The following is a 26,577-nucleotide window of genomic DNA, read 5'->3' as shown; positions in this document are numbered from 1 at the left end:
TGGGCGGGGTGACGGCCCGATCGTTAAATAAGTTGTCGCTCCCCATGAATGAACAGGCAAACGCACAAGAACTTTCTCTGGGGCCGGTATACGGAAGGACATGAACCGCGACCGCGGACTGCTCGTCCGCATGGCGGCGACGCTCGCCGCCGTCCTGACCCTCGACGCCCTCCTCGCCGTCGCCCTCGCGGCGCTGCTGTGGCCGTGGCTCTCGCCGGTCGGGGACGCGGTCGCCGCCGCGACCGGTATCCCGTCGTCGCTCGCCCGGGGCGTCGTCGCGGTGCCCGCGGCGCTCTCACTGCTGGCCGCGCAGGTCGCGTACACCCGGAGCCGCCTGCTCGCGACCGTGGACGCCGACGCGACCGAGGGACCCCGTCTCGACCTCGACGGCCGCGTGCGGCGGCTCGCGGCCCAGATCGGTATGGAGCCGCCGGCGGTGGCCGTCGCGCGGACCGACGTCCCGAACAGCCTCGCCGTCGGCGGGGTCGGCGACGCGACGGTCGTCGTGAGCGAGGGGCTGCTGGACCGGCTCGGCGACGACCAGATCGACGCCGTGCTCGCCCACGAACTCGCTCACGTCAGGAACCGCGACGCGGCCGTGCTGACGGTCGCGTCGTTCCTGCCGGCACTGGTCGCCGACGAGTTCCGGCCGGTCTCAGCGCTTCGCGCGCGGCTGGGCCGCGGGGGCGAGGCGCTGCTCGCCGTCGCCGCCCTCTCGCTCGTCGTCGCCGTCGGTCCGCGCGTCGTCGACGCCTCCGGACCCGGCTACGTCGCGACGGTCGTCGCGCTCGCGCTGTTCACCGCCGCGTTCGGCGGCGTCCTGCTCGGCCTGGTCGCGTCGCCGGTCGTGCTTCTGAGCCGCAACCTCTCCCGGTACCGCGAGTTCGCGGCGGACCGGGCGGCCGCGGCGGCGACGGGCGACCCCGCCGCGCTGGCGACGGCGCTCCGCGAGGTCGACGACGCGGCCCCGGACCCGGTCGCGGGCGACCTCCGCGCGGAGAGCGCGGTCGGCGGTCTCAGCCTGCTCCCGCACGGCTTCGGTGAGAAGAGCGCGGAGCGGGACGGACCGGGTGGCGACGGCCAGAGAGCCCCGGAGGAGGTGACTGGACCCACCGATAGCGGGTTCGTCGTCCGCACGCGCTCGCACCCGCCGACCGAGGAGCGAATCGAGCGGCTGCGAGAACTGGCCGCCGCGGACCCCTGACCGGCGCGTTGCGGCGCGCTACCCGAACACCTGCGCGAACAGCGCCGCCTGTCCTCGTCGGAGCCGTTCGAGGAAGGCCGACTTGCTGATCCCAAGGGCGGTCGCCACGTCGCCGGCGTCAGCCTCTCGCGGGACGGCGAAGTAGCCCATCTCGTAGGCGCGTTCGAGCGCGGCCTGCTGGGCGGGCGTCACGTCCCAGCGCCGGGCGACGGCCGTCTCGTCCTCCGAGCCGAGCGGGTACACCCGCTCGAGCGTCACGCCGACCGCCTCGCCCGCCGCTTCGAGGACGCCCTCCAGTACGTCGTGGCCGACGACTGCGCCGAGGTAACGCTCGCTCCCCTCGCGGTACCGGACGGACTCGACCATGAACCCGACGTCGGCGAGGCGGTGGACGACGCAGGGGTGCTTCGAGAGGCAGCGGAAGTTCACCCGCCCGTCGGTGCGCGAGACGTGGAGGTAGCGGATGCGGTCGTCGGCGTCGAGCGCCGCCGCGAGGTCCCCGGCGTCCGCGTCCGCGCTGAACCGCAGGAGGACGTTGCCGTCGAGGCGCAACTGCGGGGGGCGTGCGTCGACACTCCCGCCGACCGCCCGCGTCGCCGTCGCCAGCGGGCAGTCGTCGCCCGTCACGCGGAACTCGACGACGAGACACTCCTCTATCACGGGCGTCGGTACCCCGCCGCAGTTTATAAATCCCGCACATAGACGGGTGAATTAGTAAGCGGCCGCGACTGTAATGGTCGACCATGGACATAGACGCCGTGAAAGAGCGGGCAGGCCCGCGCGAGTTCAGCCCGCACGACGACATGCCACGGGAGTACCGGGAGGCTGCCACCCGGATGATCCAGTTCCACGCCAACAGCGAGATCATGGGGGCGTACCTGGAGAAGCCGTTCATCCGGCAGGCGCCGAGCCTCGACCGGAAGCTGGCGTTCTCCGCGAAGGTACAGGACGAGATCGGGCACGGCCAGCTGCTGTACCGCGCGGCCGAGTCGCTCGGGATCAAGAGCCGCGACGAGATGCTCGACGAGCTGGCGAACGGCGAGGGGAAGTTCCTCAACTGCTTCCACTACTCGATGGACGAGTGGTGGGAGACGCCGATGATCGCCTTCTTCGTCGACGGCGCGGCGATGCGCCGGCAGGCCACCCTCAAGCGGACCTCGTGGGAGCCGTACGCCCACGCCATGGACAAGATCTGCTTCGAAGAGGGGTTCCACGTCAAGCACGGCGAGGACATCATGAAGGAGCTCGCAACCGGGTCGAAGAAGGAACAGGAGAAACTGCAGGAGGCGTTCGACGAGTGGTGGCCCCGCATCATCCAGTTCTTCGGCCCCACGAACGACAAGTCGACCCACCACGACTTCGCGGCCGACGTCGGCCTGAAGACGATGACCAACGACGACCTCCGGAACGCCTTCATCGACGCTTACGTCCCGAAAGCGAAGAAGTACGGGCTGGAGATCCCCGACGAGCCGCGCATCCGCGAGCGCGACGACGGCACCTACGAGGTCGTCGAGGACGACCTCGACTGGAGCGAGTTCTTCGCCATCGCGAAGAACGACTACGACCCCGGCAAGGCCCAGATCGACGGGCGCCGGCGCGCCCAGGAGGCCGTCGAGTGGGTCCGCAACGCGTTAGACGACCACGAGAACCGCACCCGCGGCCACGAGCCGCAGGCGGCCGACTGACCATGATCTGGGAAGTGTTCCGCCAGGAAAAGTCCGGGGATTACCACGCCCACTGCGGCAACGTCCACGCGCCCGACCGCGAGATGGCCAAGCTGTTTGCCCAGATCCAGCACGGCCGCCGGAAGCCGACCAACAGCCTCTGGGTCGTCCCGCAGGAGGAGGTCGGCGAGGTCGACACCGAGGAGGCCCACTTCGGCGGCACGACGGACAAGTCCTACCGCTGGGCGATGACGTACAAGGGCGTCGACGCCGACTTCGCGCAGGAAGTGGCCGACTCGCAGAAGGAACAGGAAGCCGCGGAGCGACAGCGGGGTGACGACTGATGACGCGACTCGACCCGGACGACCTCTCGGAACGCGAACGTACCGCCGTCGAACACCTGCTCTATCGCCTGGCCGACGACGAACTCGTCCTGGCCGAGCGCTACACCGAGTGGCAGGTCGCCGCGCCGACGCTGGAGTCGGACCTCGCGCTCGCCAACATCGCGCAGGACGAGCTCGGCCACGCGCGCCTCTGGTACGACCTGCTGCAGGACCTCGGCTACTCCGAGTCCGACCTCATCTACGAGCGCGACCCCGGCGAGTTCCGCCACGCGACGCTCGCGGAGGTGCCGTTCGAGGACGGCGACTGGGCCGACGCCGTCGTCCGCGGCTACCTCTACGACGTCGCCGAGAACTGCCGGCTGGAGGCGCTCGAGGACTCCGCGCACCCGCGGATCGTCAACCGCGTCGGCAAGGTGCGCGGCGAGGAGGAGTACCACCGCGAGCACGCCCGCAACTGGCTGGAGCGACTCGCCGGCGACGAGGACGGCCGCCGACGCCTGCAGAGCGCCGTCGACCGCCTGTTCCCGCACGCGTTGACGCTGTTCGAGCCGACGGACGAGACCGTCGAGGAGGACGTCGTCGATCTCGGGATCCGGCGGCGCGGCCTCGACGACCTCCGCGAGGAGTGGCTGGCGACGGTCGAGCCGTTCCTGGAGTCGGTCGGTCTCCGCCTCCCGATGGACCCGGACGACGACCACGCCGACCACCTGCCGGACGCCGTCGGCCGGGACCGGAGCCACACCGACGACTGGGTCGACCTGCACGACGAGATGACCCGCACCTACCGGGAACTCGAACGGACGGACACCACGCGGATAATGGACAAGCCCACCGATGAGTAGCGACGTGCCCCTCGGCGACGCGGCACCGGACGAAGTGGACGCCGGCGACGCTTCGGAAGACGCCGACCGCGCACTTGGGGACATCGAGACGGACGCTGCCCCGTGCGCGTACACGGAGTACGACGAGGGCGACGCCCCCGAGGACGTGCCCGCGACCGGCGCGGGGGCGTCCGGCGTCGAGCGCAGCGTCTGGGACGAGCTGTACGAGGTCGAGGACCCCGAGATGCCGGTGAGCGTCGTCGACCTGGGCCTGATCTACGGCGTCGAGGTCGAGGACGGCGAGGCGACGGTCGAGATGACGCTGACCTACACGGGGTGTCCGGCGCGGGACATGCTCACCGGCGACGTGGAGTCCGCGGCCGCGAGCGCCGAGGGCGTCGAGGAGGCGTCCGTCCGCCTCGTCTGGAGCCCCGAGTGGTCGGTCGAGATGGTGACGCCCGAGGGCCGCGAACGGCTCCGGGAGTTCGGGCTGTCGCTATGAGGCGACCGGACCCGAGCGTCGACACGCGCGGGGACGACGCCCGAGCGGAGTGTCCCTACTGCGGGTCGACCGACACGGAGCGGGAGCACCCGAAGGGGCCGTCGCTCTGCCGGTCGATGCACTTCTGTAACGCCTGCGAACAGCCGTTCGAAAAGTTCGGGTAGGTTATCGCTCGACGTCGACGGCCGCCGTGGAGTGGATCCAGGCGTTCCCGTTGTCGGAGTCGTACACCACGAACCGGCCGTCGTCGGTTTCGTACCCGCGGTATCTGTCGTCGGTCTCGTCGGGGGAGGGCTGTTGGTTCGGTTCCATTCGCTACCTGAGAGTGGGAGCTACACGGTACAAAAAGATGTCTCGGCGACAGGCGGACATGTCAGGTCCTCTCGCGACCGGGCGTCCGATCCGGTCGGAGGGCTGCCGCGGATCGCCGGCCACCAGCGGCGGCCGACGGGACGACCGCGGAAACGCGACGCGCGCGGCGGCGAGTCACACGGTTTTAATCGCTCACCCGCGAATCGGGGGACATGACTAACGCGCAGGGCTGGTTCGCGGATCTCGACCCCGACGACGCCGAATCGGCGACCGACCGCGTCCGGGAGGGGCGCAGCGAGGACCCGGCCGACTGGCCGTCGCGGGCCGTCGAGGCCGGGTTCGCCGACGGCGAGGACGACTACTACGACCGCCTCCGCGAGGCGACGCTGTCCGCCACTGCGGCCGCCGTCGAGGCGGCCGAACGCTCGGACGACAAGCAGCTCGTCCACGCCGTCAGGGCGATGGACGACTGCGAGCGGACCGCCAACGAACTCGCCGAACGCGTCGCCGAGTGGGCCGGGACGCTGTTCGAGGACGCCGGCACCGGCGTCGAGGGCGCGCGCGACATCGCGGAGCGCGACCCGGCGGGGCCGACCGAGCGCCGCGTCGTCTCCCTCGCCGAACGGGTCGCGTCGCTGGCCGAGGAGAGCGACGAACTCAGGGAGTACGTCGAGCGGCAGGCCGGCACCGTCGCGCCGAACCTCGCCGCGATGGCCGGACCGGTGCTCGCCGCCCGGCTCATCGCGCTCGCCGGCGGGCTGGAGTCGCTCGCGAAGATGCCGAGCGGCACCGTGCAGGTGCTCGGCGCGGAGGATGCGCTGTTCGCGCACCTCCGCGGCCGGGCGAGTTCGCCGAAGCACGGCATCATCTACACCCACGAGTACGTCCGCGGCACCGCGCCGGAGCACCGCGGGTCGGCGTCCCGCGCGCTCGCCGGGAAGCTCACCATCGCGGCCCGCATCGACCACTACTCGGGCGAGCGCAAGCCGGAGATCGACCGGGAGCTGGACGAACGCATCGAGACCATCCGCGCGCGGGGTGAGGGCGAATGAGCCTCCCCGACGGCGTCACGCGCCGGGCGTTCGACGGCGATGACCGGCTCGCGACCCGCGGCGAACCGGTGTACGGCGAGCCGACCGAGGACGGCTGGCGGCTGTGGGACGCCCGCCGGTCGAAGCTCGGCGCGATGCTGGAACTGGGGATGGACGTGGGCCTCGACGGCGGCGACGGCGTCCTCTACCTCGGCGCGGCGAGCGGCACCACGGTGAGCCACGTCGCGGACTTCGCCGGCCCCACTTACGCCGTCGAGTTCGCGGCGCGACCCGCCCGCGACCTGCTCGACGCGGCCCGGGACCGCGACCGACTGTTCCCGCTGCTGAAGGACGCCAGAAAGCCCGAGACGTACGCCCACGTCGTCGAGAGCGGCCTCGACGCCGTCGTGCAGGACGTGGCGACGCGCGGGCAGGCCCGCGTCGCCGCGGAGAACCGCCGGTTCCTCGCCGACGACGGCCGCCTCGTCGCGGCGATCAAGGCCCGGAGCGAGGACGTGACCGGCGAGCCCGACGACGTGTTCGACGCGGTGCTCGACGAGTTGGCGGAGAGCTACGAGGTGCTCGAAACGGAGCGGCTGGAGCCGTTCCACGACGACCACCTCGGCGTGGTCGCGCGGCCGCAGTAGGCGCGTCGGGTCGGACGACGGCCTCGGCCGGTTTTAACACCCGCCCGCTCGCAGGGGGAGCGTGGACCGAAACGCCGAGGGCCCGTTCGTGCGCCCGAAGGGGTACGTCGCGGACGAGCCGATCGTCCGCCGCATCGGCGAGCGCGACCTGTTCCTGGGGAACGGGCTCGCCGCGCATCCGGAAGAGCATGACCGAACGTTCGAGCACGTGCTGTCGGCGACGGCCGAGGAGCGACCGCTCACGACGCACCACCACCCGCTCACCGACGGACGGGGCATCGAGTGGCCCGCGTTCGAGGCGGCCGCGGACGCCGCCCGCGATCTCTACCGCCGAGACGGGCGAACGCTGATCCACTGCAGGGCGGGCGTCTCGCGGAGCGCGACGCTCGTCGCGACGGCGCTCGCCGCCGAGGAGGGCCGGGAGTTCCGCGACGCGCTGGCGGACGTGCACGAGGCCCGGCCGCTCGCGATGCCGCACCCGGCGCTCCACGAGTCGGCCGTAGTCTATCTCGCCGCCGACTCGTAGCCGCGGGCGCTCTGCCGACTCCAAACCCTATTTATTCGCGGATTGCAAACCCACGGGCGATGGACACGGGCGCCGCCGAGCGGTTCGACGAACTGGGTACGCTTGGGATAGAGGAGGAGTTCTACGTCGTCGACGAGGACGGCCGCCCCGTCTCCGGCACCGACGACCTCGTCTACCGGCACGACCCGCCCGAGATCCTGGAGGACAGGGTGGACCACGAGCTGTTCAAGTGCGTCATCGAGACCCAGACGCCGGTGATCGAGTCGCCCGGCGACGCCGCGGACACGCTCTACGAGGTCCGCGACGCCCTCGTCGACCACGCCGAGCGCCACGGTTACCGGATCGCCGCCGCGGGGCTGCATCCCGCCGCGAAGTGGCGCGAACTGGAACACGCCGAGAAGCCGCGCTACCGCTCGCAGCTCGACCGCATCCAGTACCCGCAGCACCGCAACACGACGGCGGGCCTGCACGTCCACGTCGGCGTCGACGACGCGGACAAGGCGACGTGGATCGCGAACCGCATCCGGTGGTTCCTGCCGCCGATGCTCGCGCTGTCGGCGAACTCGCCGTTCTGGAACGGGTTCGACACCGGCCTCCAGTCCGGCCGCGCGAAGATCTTCGAGGGGCTGCCAAACACCGGCATGCCGACCGCGTTCGAGGACTTCGCGGCGTACCGCGAGTTCGAGCAGCGGATGATCGACACCGGCTCTATCAACGACCGCGGGGAGCTGTGGTACGAGGTCCGCCCGCACACCGACCACGGGACCGTCGAGGTGCGCACCCCCGACGGGCAGGCCGACCCCGACCGCGTGCTGGCGTTCGCCGAGTACACTCGAGCGCTGGTCGTCGACCTCGCCGAGCGCTACGAGGACAGCCCCGACCCGACGGCGGCGGGCGGGGGTCGCCTCCGGCGTGAACTCCTCGACGAGAACAAGTGGCGCGCCATCCGGCACGGCCACGACGCCGCGTTCGTCACCCGCGACGGCGACGACACGGTCGACCTCGGCGAACTCGTCGACCGGGAGTCCGACCGACTCGGCGTCGACGGCATCCGGGACCTCTACGACGCCGAGAGCGGCGCGAGCCGCCAGCGCCGCCGCCGCGAGGAGGGCCTCGACGCGCTCTGCGAATCGTTAGTGCTCTGAGAAAGGCTTTTTACCGCACGGCTTTTTCGTCCTTCCTGAGAGGACAATGGACGACGACACCGCGGACGACCGAGACAGCGACGTCGACATCGAGGACCGAGAGGTCGAGGAGACGACCGTCGACGTCGACGACGGCGTGGAGGTCGAGGAGCGCCTCGAAGTAGACGACGACGGCGAGGTCCACGAGGAGGTCGCCGTCGATGCGGACGGCGAGGAGACGACGGTCGTCGACGAGGAGACCGACGCCGAGGCGGGGGGCGAATCGACCAAGGAGCGCGCCGTCGAGGGGTTCGACCAGGGCGTCGTCGACCTGCTCTCGTGGATCCTCGACACGGAGACGCGGGCGCGGATCTACGTCTACCTCCGGCAGAATCCGGGGTCGACAAGCGAGGAGATCGCCGAGGGGACGGGCCTGTACCCGAGCACCGTCCGCGAGGCGTTGGCCGAGCTCCACGAGGAGGAGATCGTCTCCCGCCGAAAACGCGAGAGCGAGGGCGCGGGCAACAACCCCTACGAGTACACCGCAATCGCGCCGAGCGAACTCGTCGGCGGTATCGTCGGGCAGATCCAGACGGAGCTGAACACCGTCTTCAACCTCGACGACTACCTGAGCGACGCCGAACCCGTCGAGGACGACGACGCCGATCCGGTGACGATCACCGTCGACGACGGCGACGACGTGGACGCCGAGGGCGACGAAACGTAAGCCGACTGTTTTAAGCACCGGGCCGCGTTTTACGACGATATGAAGGTAGCGCTGGGTGGGACGTTCGACCCGGTGCACGACGGACATCGCGCCCTGTTCGACCGCGCGTTCGAACTCGGGGACGTCACCGTCGGTCTCACCAGTGACGAGCTCGCCCCGAAGACCCGGAAGGAAGACCGCTACGTCCGGCCGTTCGAGGAGCGCGAGGCGGACCTCGACGCCGAACTCGCGGACTTCGCCGAGACGTACGACCGCGACTACGAGATCCGAACGCTCGAACGGCCGACGGGGATCGCGACGGAACCGCAGTTCGACTACCTCATCGTCTCGCCCGAGACCGCGGACGGGGCCGAGCGGATAAACGAGATCCGCGATGAGCGCGGCCACGACCCCCTCACCATCGAGGTCGTCGAGTACGAGCACGCCGAGGACGGGGACATCATCTCCAGCACGCGCATCGTCCGCGGCGAGATAGACGAACACGGCAACCTCACGCCCGAGCGCGAGGGCCGCGAACAGCGCCGCTGATCACCAGCCCGGCGGCTCCAGCCCCGCTGTCCGCAGCACCTCTTTCCACCGCTGCTGGATGCTCAGCCTCGATACGTCCGCCGCGTCCGCGACCGCGCCCTGCGACCGCTGCTCGCCGGCGATGAGCGACCCAGCGTAGAGGCTCGCCGCCATGACCGTGCGCTTCGAACCGTCGGCCGACTGGATCGCCGTCAGGAACAGGTCGACCGCGGTCGAGCGCGGCTCCGCGCCGAGGTCCAGCCGGTCCGCCGCGGCGTGGAGCGTCTCGATCCACTCCTCGTTGTCCACCCGGTCCCGGGCCCGATACATGCGGGCCGATTGGGCGGCATCGGCCTTAAGCCCGCGGTCCGGAACGACAGGTATTTTTCTCCGACGGCGGTACCTCGGAGCGAGCGCGGGTAGCCAAGCCAGGAAACGGCGCAGCGCTTAGGACGCTGTCCCGTAGGGGTCCGCCGGTTCAAATCCGGTCCCGCGCACTTCTCCGCGAACAACTCGTGAGCGGAGAGTGCGCGTGCAGGAGGGATTTGGAGCAAGGAACGGAGCGAACCGGAGTGACCGAGGTCCAAGTCCGGATCCGGGTTTTCAACTGTTACTGTCGCACCAGTAGTTTGATACCTAAAGCCATCAAAACCCCAACAAATGCGGAGACGAGTCCTCACACTGAGCGTCCTCCTCGTCCTCGGCGGCGTCCTCGTCTCCGTCTCCCCGACGGCCGCGTTCAGCACGGTCGACGCGGACAGGGCGACGAGCGTCACCGTCGCGCCCGACGACGGCGCGTTGCTCGCGCTCGACGGCACGGGGAACAACGTGACGGACAAGACGCTGACGACGGTCGCGGTGCTTCGGAACAACCTCGGGGAGACCGTGACGGTGACCTATCAGGTGACGACGACGAACGCGGGGACAGCCGCCGAGAGGGACGGGACGACTGTCAACGACACCTTGGCACCCGGCGAGACCGCGGACGTCGACGCTCGCTGTGATCCGCCGGGCGGGGGTACGGGAACCGCGGAGGTCGTCGTGACCGTGAGCGAGGCCGACGCGACGAACGTGGCAATCCGCGACGCGGAGCTGACCGCAACGTTCGGCTACGACTGCCCGGGGAACGGCAACGGCGGCGGAAACGGCAACGGCGGTAACAACGGTCGCGGCAACGGCGCGTAAAAGCCGACGGAACTGCGGCGTCCGCCGGCCGGAGCCGTCCGCACGCCGGGAGCCTACGCGTTCCGGGAGATCTCGATCTCCACGGGCGCTTCGGCGCGCTCGAACTCGACGGTCCCGGAGTACCGGTAGTCGTCGGAGAAGGGCGTGTCGCCGTGGGCGTGGACCCATCCCTCGACCGTGTCGTCGCCGGACAGTTCGTCCGCGGGGAGGTCGGTGTCCGTCGTCTCCGCCCCCTCGCCGAACTCGACCGTCCCGGTGACCGAGAACCGGTAGTTGACGTCGCCGCCGAGACCGGAGACGGTGATCGCGTGCGGGAGGTCGTCCTCGGCGGGGTCGTCGGCTTCCTCCCGGGAGACCGTGAACGCGAGCACGCCGCTCGTCACCTCGACCACGAGGTCGTCCCCCGAGAGCTCGTAGTCGTCCGCCTCGTCGCCCTCCAGCGCGCCCTCGACGGCGTCACCGTCGACCATCTCGTCGCCGTCACCGGCCTCGTCCCCGAATCGGATCGGACCGTCGGCGCTGACCCGGTACTCCGCCCGGTCGGTCAGCGGCCGGAGCGTGACCGCGTTGCCGTCGGCCGACGGGTCGGTCGCGCGCGTCGGGTCGTCGACCCGCGCGTCGTTGACCCAGACGGTCGCGTCGCCGTCGGTTATCTCGAACTCGGTGACCTCGCCCGAGAAGAGGAAGCTGTCCACCGCGCCCTCGCGGTCGAGGACGCCCGAGACGGAGTCCCCGCCCTCGATCGACTCGTTCGGGCCGCCGAATCCGCCCATCTGCAGGTCCCCGCTCACCCGAAGGTCGTACTCGACCGAGTCGGAGACCGCCCGGAGGACGATGCTCCGAGGCAGTTCCGGGTGGCCGACGGGGTCGTTGACCCGCTCGCCGTTGACGGAGACGGACGCGTCGCCGTCGGCGATCTCGAACTCGGTGACCTCGCCCGAGAACCGGAAGCTGTCCCTGTCGTCACGGGAGGTCAGTCGACCGTCGACGATGCCGCCCGCCTGCACGTCGTCGTTCGCGTCGCCGTACCGCCCTCGCGTGAGATTCCCGCTGACCCGGATCCGGTATTCGACCCGGTCCGACTCCGCGTCGAGGGTGATCACGCTCGGAGGCACGTAGTCCACTTGCTGCGCGGCCGTCGCAGCGCCCGACTGCGTCCAGAACCCCGCCCCCAGCAGCCCGAGCGCGGCGGTCTTCACGAGTGGTCGTCTGCCAATGCCGTGTCGGTGGTGGTCGTGATGCGTCATGGCGATACATCTTGTTAGGTAATAACAAGCAAAGCCATGGCTCTAATTGAACGATACCGACCGGTCAGCGCGGCGAACCTCACGGGGATCGAAGAAGTGGGATAACCGACACCGGGACCGTTCTGCCGTGTCGTCAGATCGGCCTAGTAGGGGTTCTGCGAGGTCGCGAGCAGAGCGCCCTGGCCGTCGTCGCCCGACCACTCGACCCAGACCTGCCCGCCGGATTCGACGGTCGCCTCGGCGGAGCTACCGGCCTGTACCATCCCGTCGCTAGTCGAACTCCACTCGGTCGTGGAGACGACGTCGCCGCCGATCGAGAGGCGGTCCGCCGCCACGCTGTCGCCCGCCTCGTGGGTGATGGTGACCCGGCCGCCCTCGTCGGCCTCGGCCCAGTCGAAGCGGAACGACACCTGCGGGATGGATGCGGTCGCGCCGCCGGACGCCGTCCCCGTCATCCCGCCCATGAGCCCCGAGAAGTCGTCGAACAGCTCCTCGCTGTCGACGGTCGCGACGAGCGTGAGAGTGCGGTCGCCGCTCCGAACGTCGACCTCCTCGACGTGTTCGAACGCCTCGGGCGACTGCTCGCGCGCCTCGTCGACCAGTTCCTGCGCGCTCTCGGTCGGTATCTCGGCGTCCGCCTCGTAGGCGAGCACGAACTCGTAGTCGCTCGTCTCGCCGCCGAGGGTGCCGGCCACCCCGGCCGCGTGCAGTCCGTCGGCGAGGTCACGGACGCGGTCGTCCTCCATGCGGTCGCGGACGGCCGACCCGAGGTCGAACTCCGCGCCCATCACGAACGTCGCCTCGCCCATGGCGTCGACGAGGATCCGTGCGTACTCGCTCTCGCCGTAGTAGCCGGCCCGCGACCCGGCGTCGGCGTCGATCATCGCCTCGGCCGCGGCGCGGCCCGTCACCGACTCGTCGTCGACCATCCCGAACACGACGGCGTCGCCGTCGACCGCGACGGCGAACGACTCGTTCGAGTAGTCGCTTTCCTGCTCGCCGTAGTAGAGGTCGTAGCCCTCGTGCGTGTCAGTCTCGTACTCCTGGCCGTCGCTCTCGGACTCGATCTCCTCGCCGATGGCCGCGGCGTCGAACGACCCCTCGACCGCGAAGGAGAGGCCGTACCGGCTGTAGTCGGTCTCGCCGCCGCCGACGAGCGAGAGGCGCTCGACCTCCTCCAGGTCGACGGCCTCGATCTCCTCGTTCGCGTCCTCGATGCCCTGAAACGGGTCCTCCGGCAGGTTCTCGCGCTGCTCCATGACGCTCTGGACGTCGTAGGAGGCGAACCCGCGCGTGTCGACGTCGAGGAGGTCCTTCGGGTCGTACAGCCACGTCGTGTACCCGGGCGGGCCGTCCTCGTCGAGGCCGTCGTCGCTCTGGAGGACACCGGTACAGCCGGCGAGTCCGAGGAGGGCGGCCGTACCGCTCGCTTGCAGGAACGTACGTCTCGATCGGTTCATATTTGAACCTATACAGGACACTTTATAAAGGTATTCTATCGGATCAGTCGGGGCACCGAGTAGTTCGATCCGACCGCTTCGGCCGGACCGGCTGGATCGTCGATCGAAGCAGGCGACGCGATCGGTGGTGGAAAGGACCGCAACTTTAGTCGTTTCAGCACCAACCACCGCTGAATGAATCGTCGGAAGTACCTCGCCGCCAGCGCATCGGTCCCCCTCCTCGCCGGCTGTCTCGACGGCGTCGTCGGCAGCGACGACGCGACGACCGGCGGTACGACGGAAAGCGACGGGTCGGAACGGACGACGAGCGACGCGCCCGACGCCGACGGCGTCTACGTGCAGCCGTTCGTCGAGAACATGCTCCGCGCGGGAACTGCGACCAGCGGTGACTACCGGTTCGCCGTGTTCTACACGTTCCCGCACCGTTTCTGGACGGTGACCGGCACCGAACGGTCCGAGCAGCCGATGCTCGACGAACACTCCCTGCACCTGATGGCGTCGGTGTGGGACCCCGAGACGGAGACCATCCTGCCGGACACGGGGCTGTCGGTCGAGATAACCCGGGACGGAGAGCTCGTCTCGGAGGAGGTCATCTACCCCATGGTCTCCCAGCGTATGGGCTTTCACTACGGCGCGAACTTCACGCTCGACGGCGACGGCACGTACGCCGTCGACGTGAGCGTCGGCGGGATGTCCACCCGCCGGACGGGCGCGTTCGAGGGGCAATTCGCCGACCCGGCGAGCGCGACCGTCGAGTTCGACTTCACGGCTGACCAGCGCGACCGACTCACCAGTCAGGACGTCGACGAGGGGGGCGACCCCGGCACCGTCCAGCCGATGGAGATGGAGGCGCTGCCCATCGGCCGCGCCGCGCCGCCGGAGTCGCTGCCGGGAACGGTCCGCGGGTCGGCGACGGCGGACGGCGTCACGTACGTCGTGACGACGCTGTCCGACGAGCGCTTCGGCGACGGCACGTACGTCGCCGTCTCCGCCCGGACGCGGTACAACTCGCTGCTCCTGCCGGAGATGGGCCTGTCGGGGTCGCTATCGCGGGACGGCGAGACGCTGTACGAGGGTCCGTTCGAGCGGACGCTCGACTCCGAACTGGACTACCACTACGGCGCACTCGTCGACGACGCCGCGGCGGGCGACGACCTGTCGCTCGCCGTCGAGGTCCCGCCGCAGGTCGCCCGCCATCAGGGGTACGAGCGGGCGTTCCTCGAAACGCCGACCGTCGACCTGACGCTCGAATGACCCGGCGGACCGCGAGGGCGGTCGCCGCCCTCACGCTCGCGGCCCTGCTGGTCGCGCCGCTGCTCGGCGCCGCCATCGGGCCGGTCGGCGGCCACGGGAACCACGTCACGGCGCGCTCGCAGGTGTCGGCGGACGGGTCGGTCGTCGTCGAGTCCCTGTTCATCCTCGACGGCGGCTATCTGGTGCTCCACGAGGGGAGCCAGCGCGGCGATCCGGTCGGCCACGTCCGTCTGGACCAGGGCGGGCACCGCGGCGTCACCGTCCAGACGGACGAGGACTGGTGGGCGTCGCAAGAGGGGGCCGCCCCGCTCGTCGCGGTACTGCACCGGGACGCGGAGGGGGGCGACGAGTTCGACCCGTCGGTCGACACGCCGGTGTCGGCCTTCGGGAGCGTCGCGTCGTCGTCGTTCGCCGTCGAGAAGGGCGACGCCCCCGTCACCCTCGTCGCGACGAAGTTCTCCGGCCACGGCGTCGAGGACGCCGTGACGGTCCCCCGCGTCGAACTCGACCGGGACGGCTACGTGGTGGTCCGGGCGGAGGCGGACGGCGAACCCGGCGAGGTCGTCGGCCACAGCGCCGTCGCGGCGGGCAACCACACCGACGTCGAGGTGCCGGTCGACGCCGACGCGCTCGGCGAGGACGGCGAGACCGTCTACCTCTGGGTGAGCCTCGTCCGCGACGACGGCGACGGCGCCTACGGCGAGGGGGACGAACCGGTCGTCGTCGGCGACGACCCCGTGCGGTCGCGGATCCAGGCGACCCTCGGCGGCAGTAACGGGTCGCTGGACGTCGGGGTGAACACACCCACTGCGACGACGGACTCGACTGGCGACGCGACGAACGACGGCCCGGCGAAGGGCAGCGACGACGCGGACGGCGAGGATTCCGGCGGCGAGGGGACGAGTATGCCCGCCGTCGGCGTCGTCGGAACCGTCGCCGCCGTGCTCGCGGCCGTGGCGCTGGGGGTGCGGCGGCGATGACCGTTCGAGAACCGCACCAGAACCGACATCCTCCGAGCGGCCGAAGGAGGGGACGATGACTGCCGACCGGTCCCGCCGCGAGGTCCTGAAGGCCGCCGTCGCCGCGGGCGGGACGAGCGCGCTCGCGGCCTGCCTCGACGAGGACGGCGACGACCGTGGCACCGAGACGACGTCGGTCCCGTCCGTCCCGTCGGGCGCGGACGACCCCTCGACGCTCCCGGAGCGCCAGCACGCCTGGAACGACCTGGTGCCCGAGGACGAGCACGGCAACACCGTGCTGCCGCGCCACCAGATCCTGCTGTTCCTGACGCTCCCCGGGGAGGGGCCGCCGGACGAGGGCGCGCGGGAGACGGTCGAGACGGCGCTGTCGACGCTCGACCGGGCGTACGAGCGCTCGAACGAGGGGCTGGTCTACTCGATCGGGTACTCGCCGGCGTACTTCGACCGGTTCGAGGACCCGCTCCCCGGGAGCGTCGACTTGCCGCCGCCGCGCCGCCTCTCCGACTTCGAGGAGCCGACCCTCGACGAGCAGGACGCGGTCCTCCACCTCGCGAGCGACCGCGCGGCCGTCGTGCTCGAAGCCGAGGAGGCGCTCGCGGGGAACGCGACGGCGAACGGCGTCCGGCTGTCCACACCGCTGACGGACGCGCTCTCCGTCGACGACCGGCGGACCGGCTTCGTCGGCGACGGGATGCCCGCCGAGCGTCAGGACGTGAAGGGGATCCCCGACGACGCCGACGTTCCGGAGGAGTCGCCGCTGTTCATGGGGTTCAAGGCCGGCTTCGTCGGGAACCAGGCGAGCGAGGACCGGGTGACGATCGAGGAGGGGCCGTTCGCCGGCGGCGCGACGAAGCACCTCGCGACCATCCGCCAGCGCCTGCAGGACTGGTACGTCGAGAACGACTTCGAGGAACGCGTCAGGAAGACCTTCAGCCCCGTTCACGCCGCCGAGGAGCGGGTCGAGGGCGCCGGACACAACCTCGGAGACCACAGCGGCGTCACCCCGGATCTCACCGACCGGATCCCCGGCCACGCCCGCGAGGTCGGCCAGATCGGCCACGCGCAGAAGATGGCCGCGGCGAACCGCGACGACAGCGGCGAACCCTTGCTGCTCCGTCGGCACTTCGAGTCGACCGACGGGGGCGAGTCGAGCCTCCACTTCCCCTCGCTCCAGCGGGGGATCGGGGAGTTCGAGCGCGTCCGGGAGGCGATGAACGGCGCAGACGTCGACTCCCCGACGATCAGACAGCGCGTGAACAACGGCATTCTGGAGTACATCTTCGTCAAGCACCGCGGCAACTTCCTGGTGCCGCCGCGGCGTCACCGGGCGCTGCCGACGCCGCGACCCGAGTGACCGAAAGAAGTTCGTGACGCGACCACTACACTCGGAATAATGAAACGTCGAACGTTCCTCGCGAGCGCGCTGGCGACGACCGCCGTCGCCGGCTGTCTTGGCGACTCGGACGACGGGACGACCGCCGGCCCGGACGCCGGCGCGGGCGAAACGAGCGCCGCGGGCGGCGACTACGACATCAACGGCGACTTCCCGCCGAACGAGAACCCCCGGAACGGCTTCCCGCCTGAGTTCGAGGAGGTGCCTGAGGAGCGGTCGGTGAACACCGACGACTTCGGGACGACGACCCAGAGCGGCGTCGACGTGCCGCTGGTGCCGATAGACGTCGCCGAGTACTGGTACCGCCGGCGGGAAGCGCGCTTCGCCGACGCGCGGGGCACCGAGCAGTACGACACCTCGCACGTGTACGGAGCGGTGCTCTCGACCGCCCCGGACGGCGTCGAAAACGACCCGGTGCCGGACTGGCCGAAAGACGACCGCGTCGTCCTCTACTGCGGGTGCCCGCACCACCTGTCGGGGATGCGGGCGGCGACGCTCATCGAGGCGGGCTACGAGGAGGTGTACGCCATCGACGAGGGGTTCTGGGAGTGGCACTCCCGGGACTACCCGATGGCGGGGACCGACCTGTCGGTGACGCCGTTCGGGCACGTCATCCAGGGCCGCGCGGACGCGAGCTCCGCCGGCGCGACGGCGTGGGCCCGCCACGAGCCGACGGGCCAGCGCGAGGCCGCGACCATCGACGAGGACGGCGGCTACCGGATGACGCTCCGCTTCGTCGACGTCGACCGCGACTCGCCCATCGTCGTCGAGACGCCGGACTACACCCTCGAAGCGCCGCTGGGTCGGCTCGTCGAGTCGACCGTTACCGCGGACCTGACCTGACGGATCGCCGTGACGACCGGACCGGGCCCCAGCGGCGCTCCGCGGTTCGGCGTACCACGACGCAAACCTTTTTCGTAGGGCGGGAGTTGCTTGTTAGCAATGGCGGAGCCAAGCGAGTTGTTCGCGGAGTTGCTGTCGGACGTCGACGCGATACTCCTCTTCTCGCCGACGGGCTCGTACTACGAGGAGGTCGTCGCCGAGTCGGAGGTGCCGGTGCTCGTCGTCTCCGACGAGGACGACGTCGGCGCGGAGGAGTTCGTGGAGTTGCCGCTGGAGTTCGACGAGGTCGCGGAGCGCATCCGCTTCGGCATCGAGGGGGCGCTGGAGCAGGGGCTGCTGGAGGACGGCGACGTCGTCACCTGCGCCGTGACGATGTTCGGCGACGACATCGACACGGTGTCGCGGGTCCGGGTGGACGAGGACATGGAGTCGGGCATCTACGACCTGTTCTCGAACTCCCGCGCCGACCCGAGCGTCATCCGGGCGGTGCTCGAACTCGCCATCGAACTCGGGAAGAAGGGACAGAAGGGCAAGCCCGTCGGCGCGCTGTTCGTCGTCGGCGACGCCGGCAAGGTGATGAACAAGTCCCGGCCGCTGTCGTACAACCCGTTCGAGAAGTCCCACGTCCACGTCGGCGACCCCATCGTGAACGTGATGCTCAAGGAGTTCTCCCGGCTCGACGGCGCGTTCGTCATCAGCGACTCAGGGAAGATCGTCTCGGCGTACCGCTATCTGGAGCCGTCCGCCGAGGGCGTCGACATCCCGAAGGGGCTGGGTGCACGTCACATGGCCGGCGGCGCGGTCACGCGCGACACGAACGCGACGGCGGTCGTCCTGAGCGAGAGCGACGGGCTCGTGCGGGCGTTCAAAGGGGGCGAACTGGTACTCGAACTCGATCCGGAGGACTACTGATGGTCCAGTGGAGCCTGTTCACCGACCAGCCCGCGGCGCTGGCGGCCGCCGTGCTCGCGCTCGGTATCCTGCTCGGCTATCTCATCGGCAAGCTCAACAAGCGCCTGCTGACCGCCGCGGGCGTCCCCGACGCCGTCGAGGGGACGCCGTTCGAGCGGACGGCCCAGAGCATCGGCACGTCGACGGTCACCATCGTCGCCCGCCTGAGCTCCTGGTTCGTCTACGGCGTAGCGGTGCTGACGGCGATCCACATCGCGGAGCTGGTCAACGCCGAAACGTTCTGGCTCCGCGTCACGCAGTTCGTCCCGCAGCTTTTCATCGCCGCCCTCGTTCTCATCGTCGGATTCGTCATCGCGGACAAGGCCCAGCTCGTCGTCAGCGAGCGCCTCCGGGGGATCAAGCTCCCCGAGGTGAGCCTCCTACCGAAGGTCATCAAGTACAGCGTCCTCTACATCGCGTCGCTGGTCGCGCTCGGCCAGATCGGCGTCAACACCACCGCGCTGAACGTGTTGCTCACGGTGTACGTGTTCGGCCTCGTCTTCCTCGGCGGCCTCGCGTTCAAGGACTTCCTCGCGTCCGGCGCGGCCGGGATCTACCTCCTTCTCAACCAGCCCTACGGCATCGGCGACAGCGTGCGGATCGGCGACCACCAGGGGATCGTCCAGGAGGTCGACGTGTTCGTCACGCACATCGAGAACGACGAGGAGGAGTTCATCGTCCCCAACAGCCGCGTGCTGGACCAGGGGATCGTTCGCGTCCGGAACTGAACAGCCGTCCCGTGGATCACAGCCGCGGCGCTAGTCGTCCGCCAGTTCGTCGCTCGACATCGGTCGCGCGGGCACGCCGGCGACCGTCTCGCCCGGCGGCACGTCCTCGGTGACCAGCGAGTTCGCGGCGACGCTCGCGCCCTCGCCGATCCGGACGCCCGGGAGGACGACCGCGCCGGCGCCGATCATCGCCCGTTCGCCGACGACCACCTCGCCGGTCCGGTACTCGTCCTGCAGGAACTCGTGACAGAGGATCGTCGCGTCGTAGCCGATTATCGCGTCGTCCTCGACGGTGATCAGTTCGGGCCAGAACACGTCGGGGGTCGACTCCAGCCCCCAGGAGACGCCCTCGCCCACGGCGACGCCGATGCGGCGCAACAGGAAACTCTTCAGCCGGAGGCTCGGCGAGACGCGGGCCAGCACGATCGCGACGTAGTTCAGGGCCACCCGCAGGGGGGACTTGGCGTCGGGCCAGTGCCGGAGGGAGTTCCGCGGCCCGGGTGTCGGGTGGGCCGTCACGCGGTCGTGGCGGGCCGGGGGGTCGTCGTCGGTCACGTCACCCTCTGCGATCCGGAGGGTTATCAATCCGCGTCGTTCGGCGTCGCCGTCGCCGCTACGCTCCGCGAAGGTCGTTCAGGTGGTCGATCCGCCGCTGGACGAGGTCGGCCGTGCCGATGTCGTGGCGGATCCGCAGGCCCTCCTCGCCGGCGACCGCGAGGGCGTCCTCCGCGATCCCCTCGGCTTCGGCGATGGTGTCGCCGAGGCCGACGACGGCGAAGGACCGGGAGGTCGTCGTGTAGATCCCGTCGTCGCGCTCGTCGACGGAGGCGTAAAAGAGGAGGGCGTCGCCGGCGCTCTCCTCGTCGACTTTCACCTTCGCACCGGACTTCGGGTCGGTCGGGTACCCCTCGGGGACGGCGTACTTGCAGACGGTCGCCTGCTCGGCGAACGCTAGTTCCGGGAGCGACTCGCCATCGCGGGCGCCCGTCAGCACGTCGAGGAAGTCGGTTTCGAGGACCGGCAGCGTGTTCATCGCCTCGGGGTCGCCGAAGCGGGCGTTGAACTCGACGACGCGGGGGCCGTCCACGCCGAGCATGAACTGGCCGTAGAGGACGCCGCGATACCCATCGAGGGCGTCGACGGTCGCTTCGATGATGTCGACGGCCTCGGCGTAGTCGTCTTCCGTCATGAACGGCAGGCGGGAGACGGCGTCGCTGTAACTGCCCATGCCGCCCGTGTTCGGCCCCTCGTCGCCCTCGTAGGCGCGCTTGTGGTCCTGCACGGCGGGGGTGACCCGCACCTCCCCGTTCGCGACGAACGCCTGCACCGTGAACTCCTCGCCGACGAGTCGCTCCTCGAGGACGAACTCGTCGTACCCGCTCTCGCGGACGTACTCCTTCGCCTCCTCCTTCGTGATCTGGTCGCCCGTGACGCGGACGCCCTTGCCGCCGGTGAGGCCGGTCGGCTTCACGGCGAGGTCGCCGTCGTACTCGTCGATGTAGGCGGCCGCCTCGTCGGGGTCGGTGAACGACGCGAAGTCCGGACAGCCGGGGACGTCGTGCTCGGCCATGAACTCCCGCTGGAAGCGCTTGTCCGTCTCGATGCGGGCCTGCTCCCGCTTCGGGCCGAACGCGTAGACGCCGACGTCTTCGAGCGCGTCGACGACGCCCTCGGCGAGGTAGCTCTCCGGACCGATCACAGCAAGCGTCGCGTCCACGGACTCGGCGTACTCGACGACGGGGTCGGTGTCCGTCGAGTCGAGGGTTTCGAACCCCTCGGCGACGCGGGCGATGCCGGGGTTGCGGTTGCCCGCGCAGGCGTACAGCTCGCAGTCGGATCCCTCCAGCGCGCGGGCGATCGCGTGTTCGCGGCCGCCGCCGCCGACCAGCAGGACGGTTTCCGTCATAGGCGTGGATGGGTGCGCACGGAAGTGTAAAGGTTGCTGTTCAGGTGGCGTTCTCTAATCAAGATCGTGGGTATTGGAAGGGAGGGCGCTAAATAGAGGTCGATATAACGAGCATCTATTCTCATCCTCTAGTTCACAGAAATATTATAACACGTTTGCTGGTATTATCCAGGAATGCCAAGATCTCTCGTCGAGGTATGGACGCTAGTCGCCGTAATTGTCTTCGCTGGGAGCGTCATCGGCGTTCCAGTTGTCGACGCGACGGGCGAGAACGATGTCGGCATCTCCACCTCGGCAGTATCCGACCGCGACGCCGGTACGTCCGGTGGCGTCAGGGTAGGGAACGAATCGCCGGCGCGCCCCGAAAACGTCTCCGTCCACGTCGTCGTCCGAACGCGCGGCGTCGGAAGCGGCGACGTTCGAGTCCGGGTGCGGTATCCGGCGCGAAACGAGACGGAGGCCGAACGCGCCGAGAACGGCTCTCTCGACGCCGCCTGGTTCAACGGCGACGAGCGGGTGAAAGCGGCGTTCGAGGAACGGGGGGAACCGCTCGCCGAGGCGAACCGGAGTCCGGAATCGCACGCGACGTCGCCGACGGTCTCGTCGTCGGAGCACGGCGACGTCGTCGTCACGAGGACCTATCTCTGGGACGGGCCGTTCGCCGCAGACGGGGACCGTTTCGAGATGGGGCCGACGCTCGCGACGCATCTGGAGAACGGGACCGTCTTGCGCGTGCAGGTCCCGTCAGACTGGGCGCCGGACCGAGCGACGACGGAACCCGAACCGGTCGGCCACAGCGGGACGCTGAAGGAGTACCGCTGGCGGGTCGGCGACGAGAGCGATCCGGCGGTCGCGTTCAACCGATCGGTCGCCGACGGCGACACCGACGCTGGTGGGCAGTCGCTCGGCCCCGCCGGCGGAGCGGTGTTGGCGGCGGTAGCGGTTCACCTGTGGGTCGCCGGTCGTCGCCGGGACGCGTGACGACGAGAAACGGGTCGCGTCGGTTCGCTCCGCAGCGGTACCGAGACGCCGCGTTCTGACGGGTCTCGGACGCCACTACTTTTACTACGACAGTTCCCCACGATAGATTATGGTCGACACGACAGTCACGCTCGTCGAGCGGGGGCACATCCGGACGGACCTCAACCACATAATCGAGGGCGCAGCCCTCGGACACGAGGAGAACCCGAACCCGGAGACGCAGATGCTGGAGGGGCCGGTGTACAACGTCGTCATCGACCACCCCGAGGCGACGGTGCTGTGGGACACCGGATCGCATCCGGAGGCGGGACAGGGCCACTGGCCGGCCGAACTGTACGCCGCGTTCGAGCACTACGACGCCCACGAGCACCGCCTGGCGGACGACCTCGCGGACGCCGGGTACTCGGTCGAGGACGTCGACTGCGTGCTCCAGACGCACCTCCACCTCGACCACGCCGGCGGCCTGCACGAGTTCGAGGGGACGGACGTGCCGGTCGTCGTCCACGAGGAGGAGCTGAAGTACGCCTACCTGAGCGCGAAGTCCGACGCGGGGAGCGACGCGTACGTCGCCGCGGACTTCGACCGCGACCTGAACTGGCGGGTGCTGAGCCGGGACCGTGCGACGCTGTACGAGGACTTCGAGGTGATCCGGCTCCCGGGACACACGCCGGGCGTCCTCGGGACGAAGCTGGATCTGGACGACCACGGAACGGTGATCTTCGCTGGCGACCAGGCGTACGTCCGCGAGAACTACGACCGGGAGGAGCCCCTCGGCGCGGGCCTGCTCTGGAGCGGCCGCGACTGGCGCGAGAGCCTGTCGCTCGTGAAGGAACTGGAGCGGAGACACGACGCGACGGTGATCTGCGGCCACGACGCGGCCGACGCCGAGACGATCCGGAACGAACTGCCCTGAGCGCCGCCCGACCGCATCGGTTCCGGGAGGGCGGTACTTAGGTGGCCGAAGCCACAACCACCGGGTATGAGCGCCCCGACGGAGCGAAACCGGCTCGACGAGGAGGAGAGCCCGTACCTGCGCCAGCACGCGGACAACCCGGTGAACTGGCAGCCGTGGGACGAACAGGCCCTCGAAGCCGCCAGGGAGCGCGACGTGCCCATCTTCCTCTCGGTCGGCTACTCGGCCTGCCACTGGTGTCACGTGATGGAGGAGGAGAGCTTCGAGGACGAGGAGATCGCACGGAGTCTGAACGAGAACTTCGTCCCGATCAAGGTCGACCGCGAGGAGCGCCCGGACCTCGACAGCATCTACCAGACGGTGTGCCAGCTCGTCAGCGGCCGCGGCGGGTGGCCCCTCTCGGCGTGGCTGACGCCCGAGGGCAAGCCGTTCTACGTCGGGACGTACTTCCCGAAGGAGGAGAAGCGCGGGATGCCCGGCTTCGGGACCCTCCTCGACAACATCGCGAACTCCTGGGAGACGGACCGCGACGAGATGGAGAACCGCGCCCAGCAGTGGACCGACGCCGCGAAGGACCGACTGGAGGAGACGCCCGGCGCGGGCGGCGACGCGCCGGGGAGCGAGTTCCTCGAAACCGCGGCCGACGCCGTCCTCCGCGGGGCCGACCGCCAGCACGGCGGGTTCGGCTCCGGCGGCCCGAAGTTCCCCCAGCCCCAGCGCATCGAGTTGCTCTTTCGCGCCTACGACCGCACCGGGCGGGAGACGTACCTGGAAGTGGCGGAGGAGACCCTCGACGCGATGGCGGACGGCGGCATGTACGACCACGTCGGCGGCGGGTTCCACCGCTACGCGACCGACCGGGAGTGGACGGTGCCGCACTTCGAGAAGATGCTGTACGACAACGCCGAACTCCCGCGGGCGTACCTCGCCGGCTACCAGGTCACCGGGAACGAGCGTTACGCCGAGGTGGCCCGCGAGACCGTCGCGTTCGTGGAGCGCGAACTGACCCTCCCGGAGGGCGGGTTCTACAGCACGCTCGACGCGCAGAGCCCGATCCCCGAAAGCAGGGGAGAAGACGCCGGCGAGGACGAGGAGGGCGAGTTCTACGTCTGGACGCCCGAGGAGGTCCGCGAGGTCCTCGACGACGAGACCGCCGATATCGTCTGCGAGCGCTACGGCATCACGCCGTCGGGCAACTTCGAGCGCGGGCGGTCCGTGCCGACCGTCAGCGAGAGCGTCGACGCCATCGCCGAGTCGTACGACCTCGACCCCGACGCGGTCGAGAAGCGCCTCGACGCTGCGCTCGACGAACTGTTCGACGCCCGCGCCGACCGGCCGCGACCGCGCCGCGACGAGAAGGTGCTTGCCGGCTGGAACGGCCTGATGATCGCCGCGCTCGCCGAGGCAGGGATCGTGCTGGACGAGGAGTACGCGACGCTCGCCGAGGACGCGCTCTCGTTCGTCCGCGAGCACCTGTGGGACGAGGGATCGGGGCGGCTCAACCGGCGGTACAAGGATGGGGACGTCAAGGGGGACGGCTACCTGGAGGACTACGCCTTCCTCGGCCGCGGGGCGTTCGTCCTGTACGAGGCGACCGGCGACGTGCAGTACCTCCGGTTCGCGCTCGATCTGGCCCGCGCCGTCGAGGACGAGTTCTGGGACGACGAGGCCGAGACGCTCTACTACACGCCCGAGAGCGGCGAGGAACTCGTCACGCGCCCGCAGGAGCTGCGCGACCAGTCGACGCCGTCGAGCGTGGGCGTCGCCGTCGACCTGCTGCTGACGCTCGGCCACTTCGTCCCCGACGAGTCCTTCCGGGAGGTCGCGGAGGCCGTCGTCGGGACGCACGGCGACCGGGTCCGGGCGAGCCCGGTCGAGTACCCGTCGCTGGCGATGGCCGCCGACCGCGCGGAGACCGGCGGCCTGGAACTGACGGTCGTCGCCGACGAGGCGCCCGAGGCGTGGCGGACCCGCTTCGCCGACGAGTACCTGCCGAACCGGATCCTCGCGCGGCGGCCGCCGACCGCCGGCGGGCTTCGGGAGTGGTTAGACGACCTCGGCCTCGACGACGCGCCGCCGATCTGGGCCAACCGCGAGGCCGACGCAGACGAGCCGACGCTGTACGTCTGCCGGTCGTTCACCTGCTCGCCGCCCCAGACCGACGTGGACGAAGCGATGGGATGGGCCGAGGATCTGGCGCCGAGCGCGTCCGACGACAGCGGGGCAGACGGGAGCGAGAAGTAGCAGCGGGTCGACCGTCGTCCCCTTCCACGACGCCCCGGCGCGCGACCTCAATCTGTTTTGGGACGCCCCTTACCCGTGTCGCACCCCTAGGCGCATCCATGGAAACGCCTGCAGAACTCGAAGACGCGGCCGGCGAGCGCGAGGAGATCACGATCACCGAGCGCGAGTACGACGAGGAGAGCCTCGTCGCCGTCGACTTCGGTCCCGCGGGCGGGACGCCGACGGTCGACGTCATCGACGGCACCGCCATCGTCGTCGTGGACGGGGAGCAGTACGAGTTCGAGATGCCGCCGGGGGCGAGCGACGTCGCCGTCAACGGCGGCGTCCTCACGATCCGGGGCTGAGGCGAGCGTCAAGCGGTCACGCGGACGCGTCGCGAACGCCGTCGTCGATCGAGATGCCGGTGGTCACGACGGCCTGCATCCCTTCTTCGACGGACATGTCCACGTCGTAGACCCTGCTCTGGGGCACGTTCAGGAGGTGCCCGCCGGTGACGGGGTTCGGCGCCATCGGCACGAACACCGTCAGCATCTCCCCTTCCCCCGCGGCGTCCTCGATCGACGGCGGGGTGTCCGCGGTGAGGAAGGCGATCGAGTAGCACCCTTCGCGGGGGAACTCGACGAGTTTGACCTCCTGAAAGCTCTCGGTGTCGCCGCTCACCATCACGTCGCTCATGCGCTCGACGCTGGTGTAGATCGACCCGATACCGGGGAGGTCCTCGATCAGCGTGTCGATGCGCTTGCTCAGGTGGGTGTCGGGGCCGTGCTGGGCGGCGAAGCCGACGGCGAGGATCAGCCCGAACACGAGCGCCGCGGCCATCGTCTCCGCGACGACGCCGCTCCGTCCCTCGGCGGGACCGAGGACCACCAGAAGTTCGGCGAGGGGTGCGAGCGCGTTCGAGAGCGTGTTCAGCGCCCACAGCAGTATCAGCACCGTGACGAAGAAGGGAATCGTGAGCGCGATCCCAGAGAGGATCGTCTGCTGGAGGTCGCGACGGACCTCCTGTTGCTCCTGAGCCGCGACGTGGACGATGTCCTCGAAGTCCGGACCGGACATGGCTGGTGCTCCACGTTCGGCGCTACA

Annotated in this window: 31 protein-coding genes and 1 tRNA gene; 24 read left to right on the top strand and 8 right to left on the bottom strand. The window is 69.9% G+C overall.

Going from position 1 to position 26,577, the window contains the following annotated elements:
• Positions 1-100 precede the first annotated feature (100 nt).
• Positions 101-1,204 (top strand): M48 family metalloprotease, encoded by a 1,104-nt coding sequence (locus D8670_RS15750; RefSeq protein ID WP_121819075.1) that lies wholly within the window; start codon positions 101-103, stop codon positions 1,202-1,204.
• A gap of 18 nt (positions 1,205-1,222) precedes the next feature.
• On the opposite strand, the gene D8670_RS15745 is transcribed toward D8670_RS15750, so the two are convergent.
• Positions 1,223-1,864, bottom strand: a complete 642-nt coding sequence (locus tag D8670_RS15745; RefSeq protein ID WP_121819074.1) for a helix-turn-helix domain-containing protein — start codon at positions 1,862-1,864, stop codon at positions 1,223-1,225.
• An 83-nt stretch (positions 1,865-1,947) separates the two neighbouring features.
• Here D8670_RS15745 and paaA point away from each other — a divergent pair, with 83 nt between their 5' ends.
• Genes paaA through paaE form a run of 5 tightly spaced genes read left to right on the top strand, consistent with a single transcriptional unit; the run spans position 1,948 to position 4,699 of the window.
• The gene (gene paaA / locus D8670_RS15740; protein ID WP_121819073.1) at positions 1,948-2,889 is read left to right on the top strand and encodes a 1,2-phenylacetyl-CoA epoxidase subunit PaaA; all 942 of its coding nucleotides are present in this window, start codon (positions 1,948-1,950) and stop codon (positions 2,887-2,889) included.
• Positions 2,890-2,891: 2 nt separating this feature from the next.
• Complete coding sequence (gene paaB / locus D8670_RS15735) at positions 2,892-3,212, top strand: 1,2-phenylacetyl-CoA epoxidase subunit PaaB (RefSeq protein ID WP_121819072.1); 321 nt, start codon at positions 2,892-2,894, stop codon at positions 3,210-3,212.
• On the top strand, positions 3,212-4,054 hold the full coding sequence (gene paaC / locus D8670_RS15730; RefSeq protein ID WP_193569405.1) for a 1,2-phenylacetyl-CoA epoxidase subunit PaaC: 843 nt from the start codon (positions 3,212-3,214) through the stop codon (positions 4,052-4,054). The genes paaB and paaC overlap by 1 nt, the downstream gene beginning before the upstream one ends.
• A complete protein-coding gene (gene paaD / locus D8670_RS15725; protein WP_121819070.1) occupies positions 4,047-4,535 on the top strand; it encodes a 1,2-phenylacetyl-CoA epoxidase subunit PaaD in 489 nt (162 codons plus the stop codon). Before paaC ends, paaD begins: the two co-directional genes overlap by 8 nt.
• The gene (gene paaE / locus D8670_RS21060; protein WP_162994320.1) at positions 4,532-4,699 is read left to right on the top strand and encodes a 1,2-phenylacetyl-CoA epoxidase subunit PaaE; all 168 of its coding nucleotides are present in this window, start codon (positions 4,532-4,534) and stop codon (positions 4,697-4,699) included. The genes paaD and paaE overlap by 4 nt, the downstream gene beginning before the upstream one ends.
• A gap of 1 nt (position 4,700) precedes the next feature.
• Here paaE and D8670_RS21055 read toward each other — a convergent pair whose 3' ends face one another.
• On the bottom strand, positions 4,701-4,847 hold the full coding sequence (locus tag D8670_RS21055) for a DUF7331 family protein (protein WP_162994319.1): 147 nt from the start codon (positions 4,845-4,847) through the stop codon (positions 4,701-4,703).
• A 212-nt stretch (positions 4,848-5,059) separates the two neighbouring features.
• Here D8670_RS21055 and D8670_RS15720 point away from each other — a divergent pair, with 212 nt between their 5' ends.
• The 6 genes from D8670_RS15720 (at position 5,060) to D8670_RS15695 (ending at position 9,430) form a co-directional block, all read left to right on the top strand.
• The gene (locus D8670_RS15720) at positions 5,060-5,899 is read left to right on the top strand and encodes an NOP5/NOP56 family protein (protein WP_121819069.1); all 840 of its coding nucleotides are present in this window, start codon (positions 5,060-5,062) and stop codon (positions 5,897-5,899) included.
• Complete coding sequence (locus D8670_RS15715; RefSeq protein ID WP_121819068.1) at positions 5,896-6,525, top strand: fibrillarin-like rRNA/tRNA 2'-O-methyltransferase; 630 nt, start codon at positions 5,896-5,898, stop codon at positions 6,523-6,525. The genes D8670_RS15720 and D8670_RS15715 overlap by 4 nt, the downstream gene beginning before the upstream one ends.
• Positions 6,526-6,586: 61 nt before the next feature.
• Complete coding sequence (locus D8670_RS15710; protein WP_121819067.1) at positions 6,587-7,051, top strand: dual specificity protein phosphatase family protein; 465 nt, start codon at positions 6,587-6,589, stop codon at positions 7,049-7,051.
• Positions 7,052-7,110: 59 nt separating this feature from the next.
• The gene (locus tag D8670_RS15705) at positions 7,111-8,196 is read left to right on the top strand and encodes a glutamate--cysteine ligase (RefSeq protein ID WP_121819066.1); all 1,086 of its coding nucleotides are present in this window, start codon (positions 7,111-7,113) and stop codon (positions 8,194-8,196) included.
• A gap of 46 nt (positions 8,197-8,242) precedes the next feature.
• Positions 8,243-8,902, top strand: coding sequence for a winged helix-turn-helix transcriptional regulator (locus D8670_RS15700; protein ID WP_121819065.1), 660 nt, complete (start codon positions 8,243-8,245; stop codon positions 8,900-8,902).
• 39 nt (positions 8,903-8,941) lie between these two features.
• Positions 8,942-9,430: a phosphopantetheine adenylyltransferase gene (locus tag D8670_RS15695; RefSeq protein ID WP_121819064.1), complete on the top strand. Its 489-nt coding sequence runs from the start codon at positions 8,942-8,944 to the stop codon at positions 9,428-9,430.
• Here the strand turns inward: D8670_RS15695 and D8670_RS15690 are convergent, their stop codons facing one another.
• Entirely contained in the window at positions 9,431-9,739 is a 309-nt protein-coding gene (locus D8670_RS15690) for a transcription initiation factor IIB family protein (protein WP_121819063.1), read from the bottom strand.
• Positions 9,740-9,822: 83 nt separating this feature from the next.
• On the opposite strand from D8670_RS15690, the gene D8670_RS15685 reads away from it, so the two are divergent.
• Positions 9,823-9,906: transfer RNA gene (locus D8670_RS15685), tRNA-Leu, on the top strand.
• 163 nt (positions 9,907-10,069) lie between these two features.
• On the top strand, positions 10,070-10,594 hold the full coding sequence (locus D8670_RS15680; protein ID WP_121819062.1) for a hypothetical protein: 525 nt from the start codon (positions 10,070-10,072) through the stop codon (positions 10,592-10,594).
• Between the two features lie 53 nt (positions 10,595-10,647).
• Here D8670_RS15680 and D8670_RS15675 read toward each other — a convergent pair whose 3' ends face one another.
• Together D8670_RS15675 and D8670_RS15670 are read right to left on the bottom strand one after the other, a co-directional pair.
• On the bottom strand, positions 10,648-11,841 hold the full coding sequence (locus D8670_RS15675) for a hypothetical protein (protein WP_162994318.1): 1,194 nt from the start codon (positions 11,839-11,841) through the stop codon (positions 10,648-10,650).
• 143 nt (positions 11,842-11,984) lie between these two features.
• Positions 11,985-13,301, bottom strand: coding sequence for a hypothetical protein (locus D8670_RS15670; RefSeq protein WP_121819060.1), 1,317 nt, complete (start codon positions 13,299-13,301; stop codon positions 11,985-11,987).
• Between the two features lie 174 nt (positions 13,302-13,475).
• On the opposite strand from D8670_RS15670, the gene D8670_RS15665 reads away from it, so the two are divergent.
• The 6 genes from D8670_RS15665 to D8670_RS15640 all read left to right on the top strand — a co-directional run bounded on the left by D8670_RS15665 (position 13,476) and on the right by D8670_RS15640 (position 19,450).
• Positions 13,476-14,555, top strand: a complete 1,080-nt coding sequence (locus D8670_RS15665) for a DUF7350 domain-containing protein (RefSeq protein ID WP_121819059.1) — start codon at positions 13,476-13,478, stop codon at positions 14,553-14,555.
• Positions 14,552-15,535, top strand: a complete 984-nt coding sequence (locus D8670_RS15660; protein ID WP_121819058.1) for a DUF7282 domain-containing protein — start codon at positions 14,552-14,554, stop codon at positions 15,533-15,535. Before D8670_RS15665 ends, D8670_RS15660 begins: the two co-directional genes overlap by 4 nt.
• 55 nt (positions 15,536-15,590) lie before the next feature.
• Entirely contained in the window at positions 15,591-16,889 is a 1,299-nt protein-coding gene (locus tag D8670_RS15655) for a DUF7405 family protein (protein ID WP_121819057.1), read from the top strand.
• 39 nt (positions 16,890-16,928) lie between these two features.
• Entirely contained in the window at positions 16,929-17,771 is an 843-nt protein-coding gene (locus D8670_RS15650; RefSeq protein WP_193569404.1) for a rhodanese-like domain-containing protein, read from the top strand.
• Between the two features lie 99 nt (positions 17,772-17,870).
• Positions 17,871-18,683 (top strand): diadenylate cyclase DacZ, encoded by an 813-nt coding sequence (dacZ, locus tag D8670_RS15645; RefSeq protein WP_121819056.1) that lies wholly within the window; start codon positions 17,871-17,873, stop codon positions 18,681-18,683.
• Positions 18,683-19,450: a mechanosensitive ion channel domain-containing protein gene (locus D8670_RS15640; protein WP_121819055.1), complete on the top strand. Its 768-nt coding sequence runs from the start codon at positions 18,683-18,685 to the stop codon at positions 19,448-19,450. Before dacZ ends, D8670_RS15640 begins: the two co-directional genes overlap by 1 nt.
• Before the next feature lie 30 nt (positions 19,451-19,480).
• Here the strand turns inward: D8670_RS15640 and D8670_RS15635 are convergent, their stop codons facing one another.
• Together D8670_RS15635 and purD are read right to left on the bottom strand one after the other, a co-directional pair.
• Complete coding sequence (locus tag D8670_RS15635) at positions 19,481-20,005, bottom strand: acyltransferase (RefSeq protein ID WP_121819054.1); 525 nt, start codon at positions 20,003-20,005, stop codon at positions 19,481-19,483.
• A gap of 58 nt (positions 20,006-20,063) precedes the next feature.
• Positions 20,064-21,356 carry a phosphoribosylamine--glycine ligase gene (gene purD / locus D8670_RS15630; protein ID WP_121819053.1) on the bottom strand — a complete coding sequence of 431 codons (1,293 nt, stop codon included), beginning with the start codon at positions 21,354-21,356 and terminating at the stop codon, positions 20,064-20,066.
• A 174-nt stretch (positions 21,357-21,530) separates the two neighbouring features.
• Here purD and D8670_RS15625 point away from each other — a divergent pair, with 174 nt between their 5' ends.
• From D8670_RS15625 to D8670_RS15610, 4 genes are all read left to right on the top strand, one after another.
• Positions 21,531-22,337: a hypothetical protein gene (locus D8670_RS15625; protein WP_121819052.1), complete on the top strand. Its 807-nt coding sequence runs from the start codon at positions 21,531-21,533 to the stop codon at positions 22,335-22,337.
• A 109-nt stretch (positions 22,338-22,446) separates the two neighbouring features.
• Entirely contained in the window at positions 22,447-23,250 is an 804-nt protein-coding gene (locus D8670_RS15620; protein ID WP_121819051.1) for an N-acyl homoserine lactonase family protein, read from the top strand.
• A 66-nt stretch (positions 23,251-23,316) separates the two neighbouring features.
• On the top strand, positions 23,317-25,494 hold the full coding sequence (locus tag D8670_RS15615) for a thioredoxin domain-containing protein (RefSeq protein WP_121819050.1): 2,178 nt from the start codon (positions 23,317-23,319) through the stop codon (positions 25,492-25,494).
• Positions 25,495-25,592: 98 nt separating this feature from the next.
• On the top strand, positions 25,593-25,838 hold the full coding sequence (locus D8670_RS15610; protein WP_121819049.1) for a DUF7127 family protein: 246 nt from the start codon (positions 25,593-25,595) through the stop codon (positions 25,836-25,838).
• Positions 25,839-25,854: 16 nt separating this feature from the next.
• Here D8670_RS15610 and D8670_RS15605 read toward each other — a convergent pair whose 3' ends face one another.
• Positions 25,855-26,550 carry a DUF502 domain-containing protein gene (locus tag D8670_RS15605; protein WP_121819048.1) on the bottom strand — a complete coding sequence of 232 codons (696 nt, stop codon included), beginning with the start codon at positions 26,548-26,550 and terminating at the stop codon, positions 25,855-25,857.
• Positions 26,551-26,577: the final 27 nt, after the last annotated feature.

The organism is Halostella limicola (assembly GCF_003675875.1).
In the GTDB taxonomy this organism is placed as follows: domain Archaea; phylum Halobacteriota; class Halobacteria; order Halobacteriales; family Natronoarchaeaceae; genus Halostella; species Halostella limicola.
This window is presented reverse-complemented; position numbering and strand designations above follow the sequence as displayed.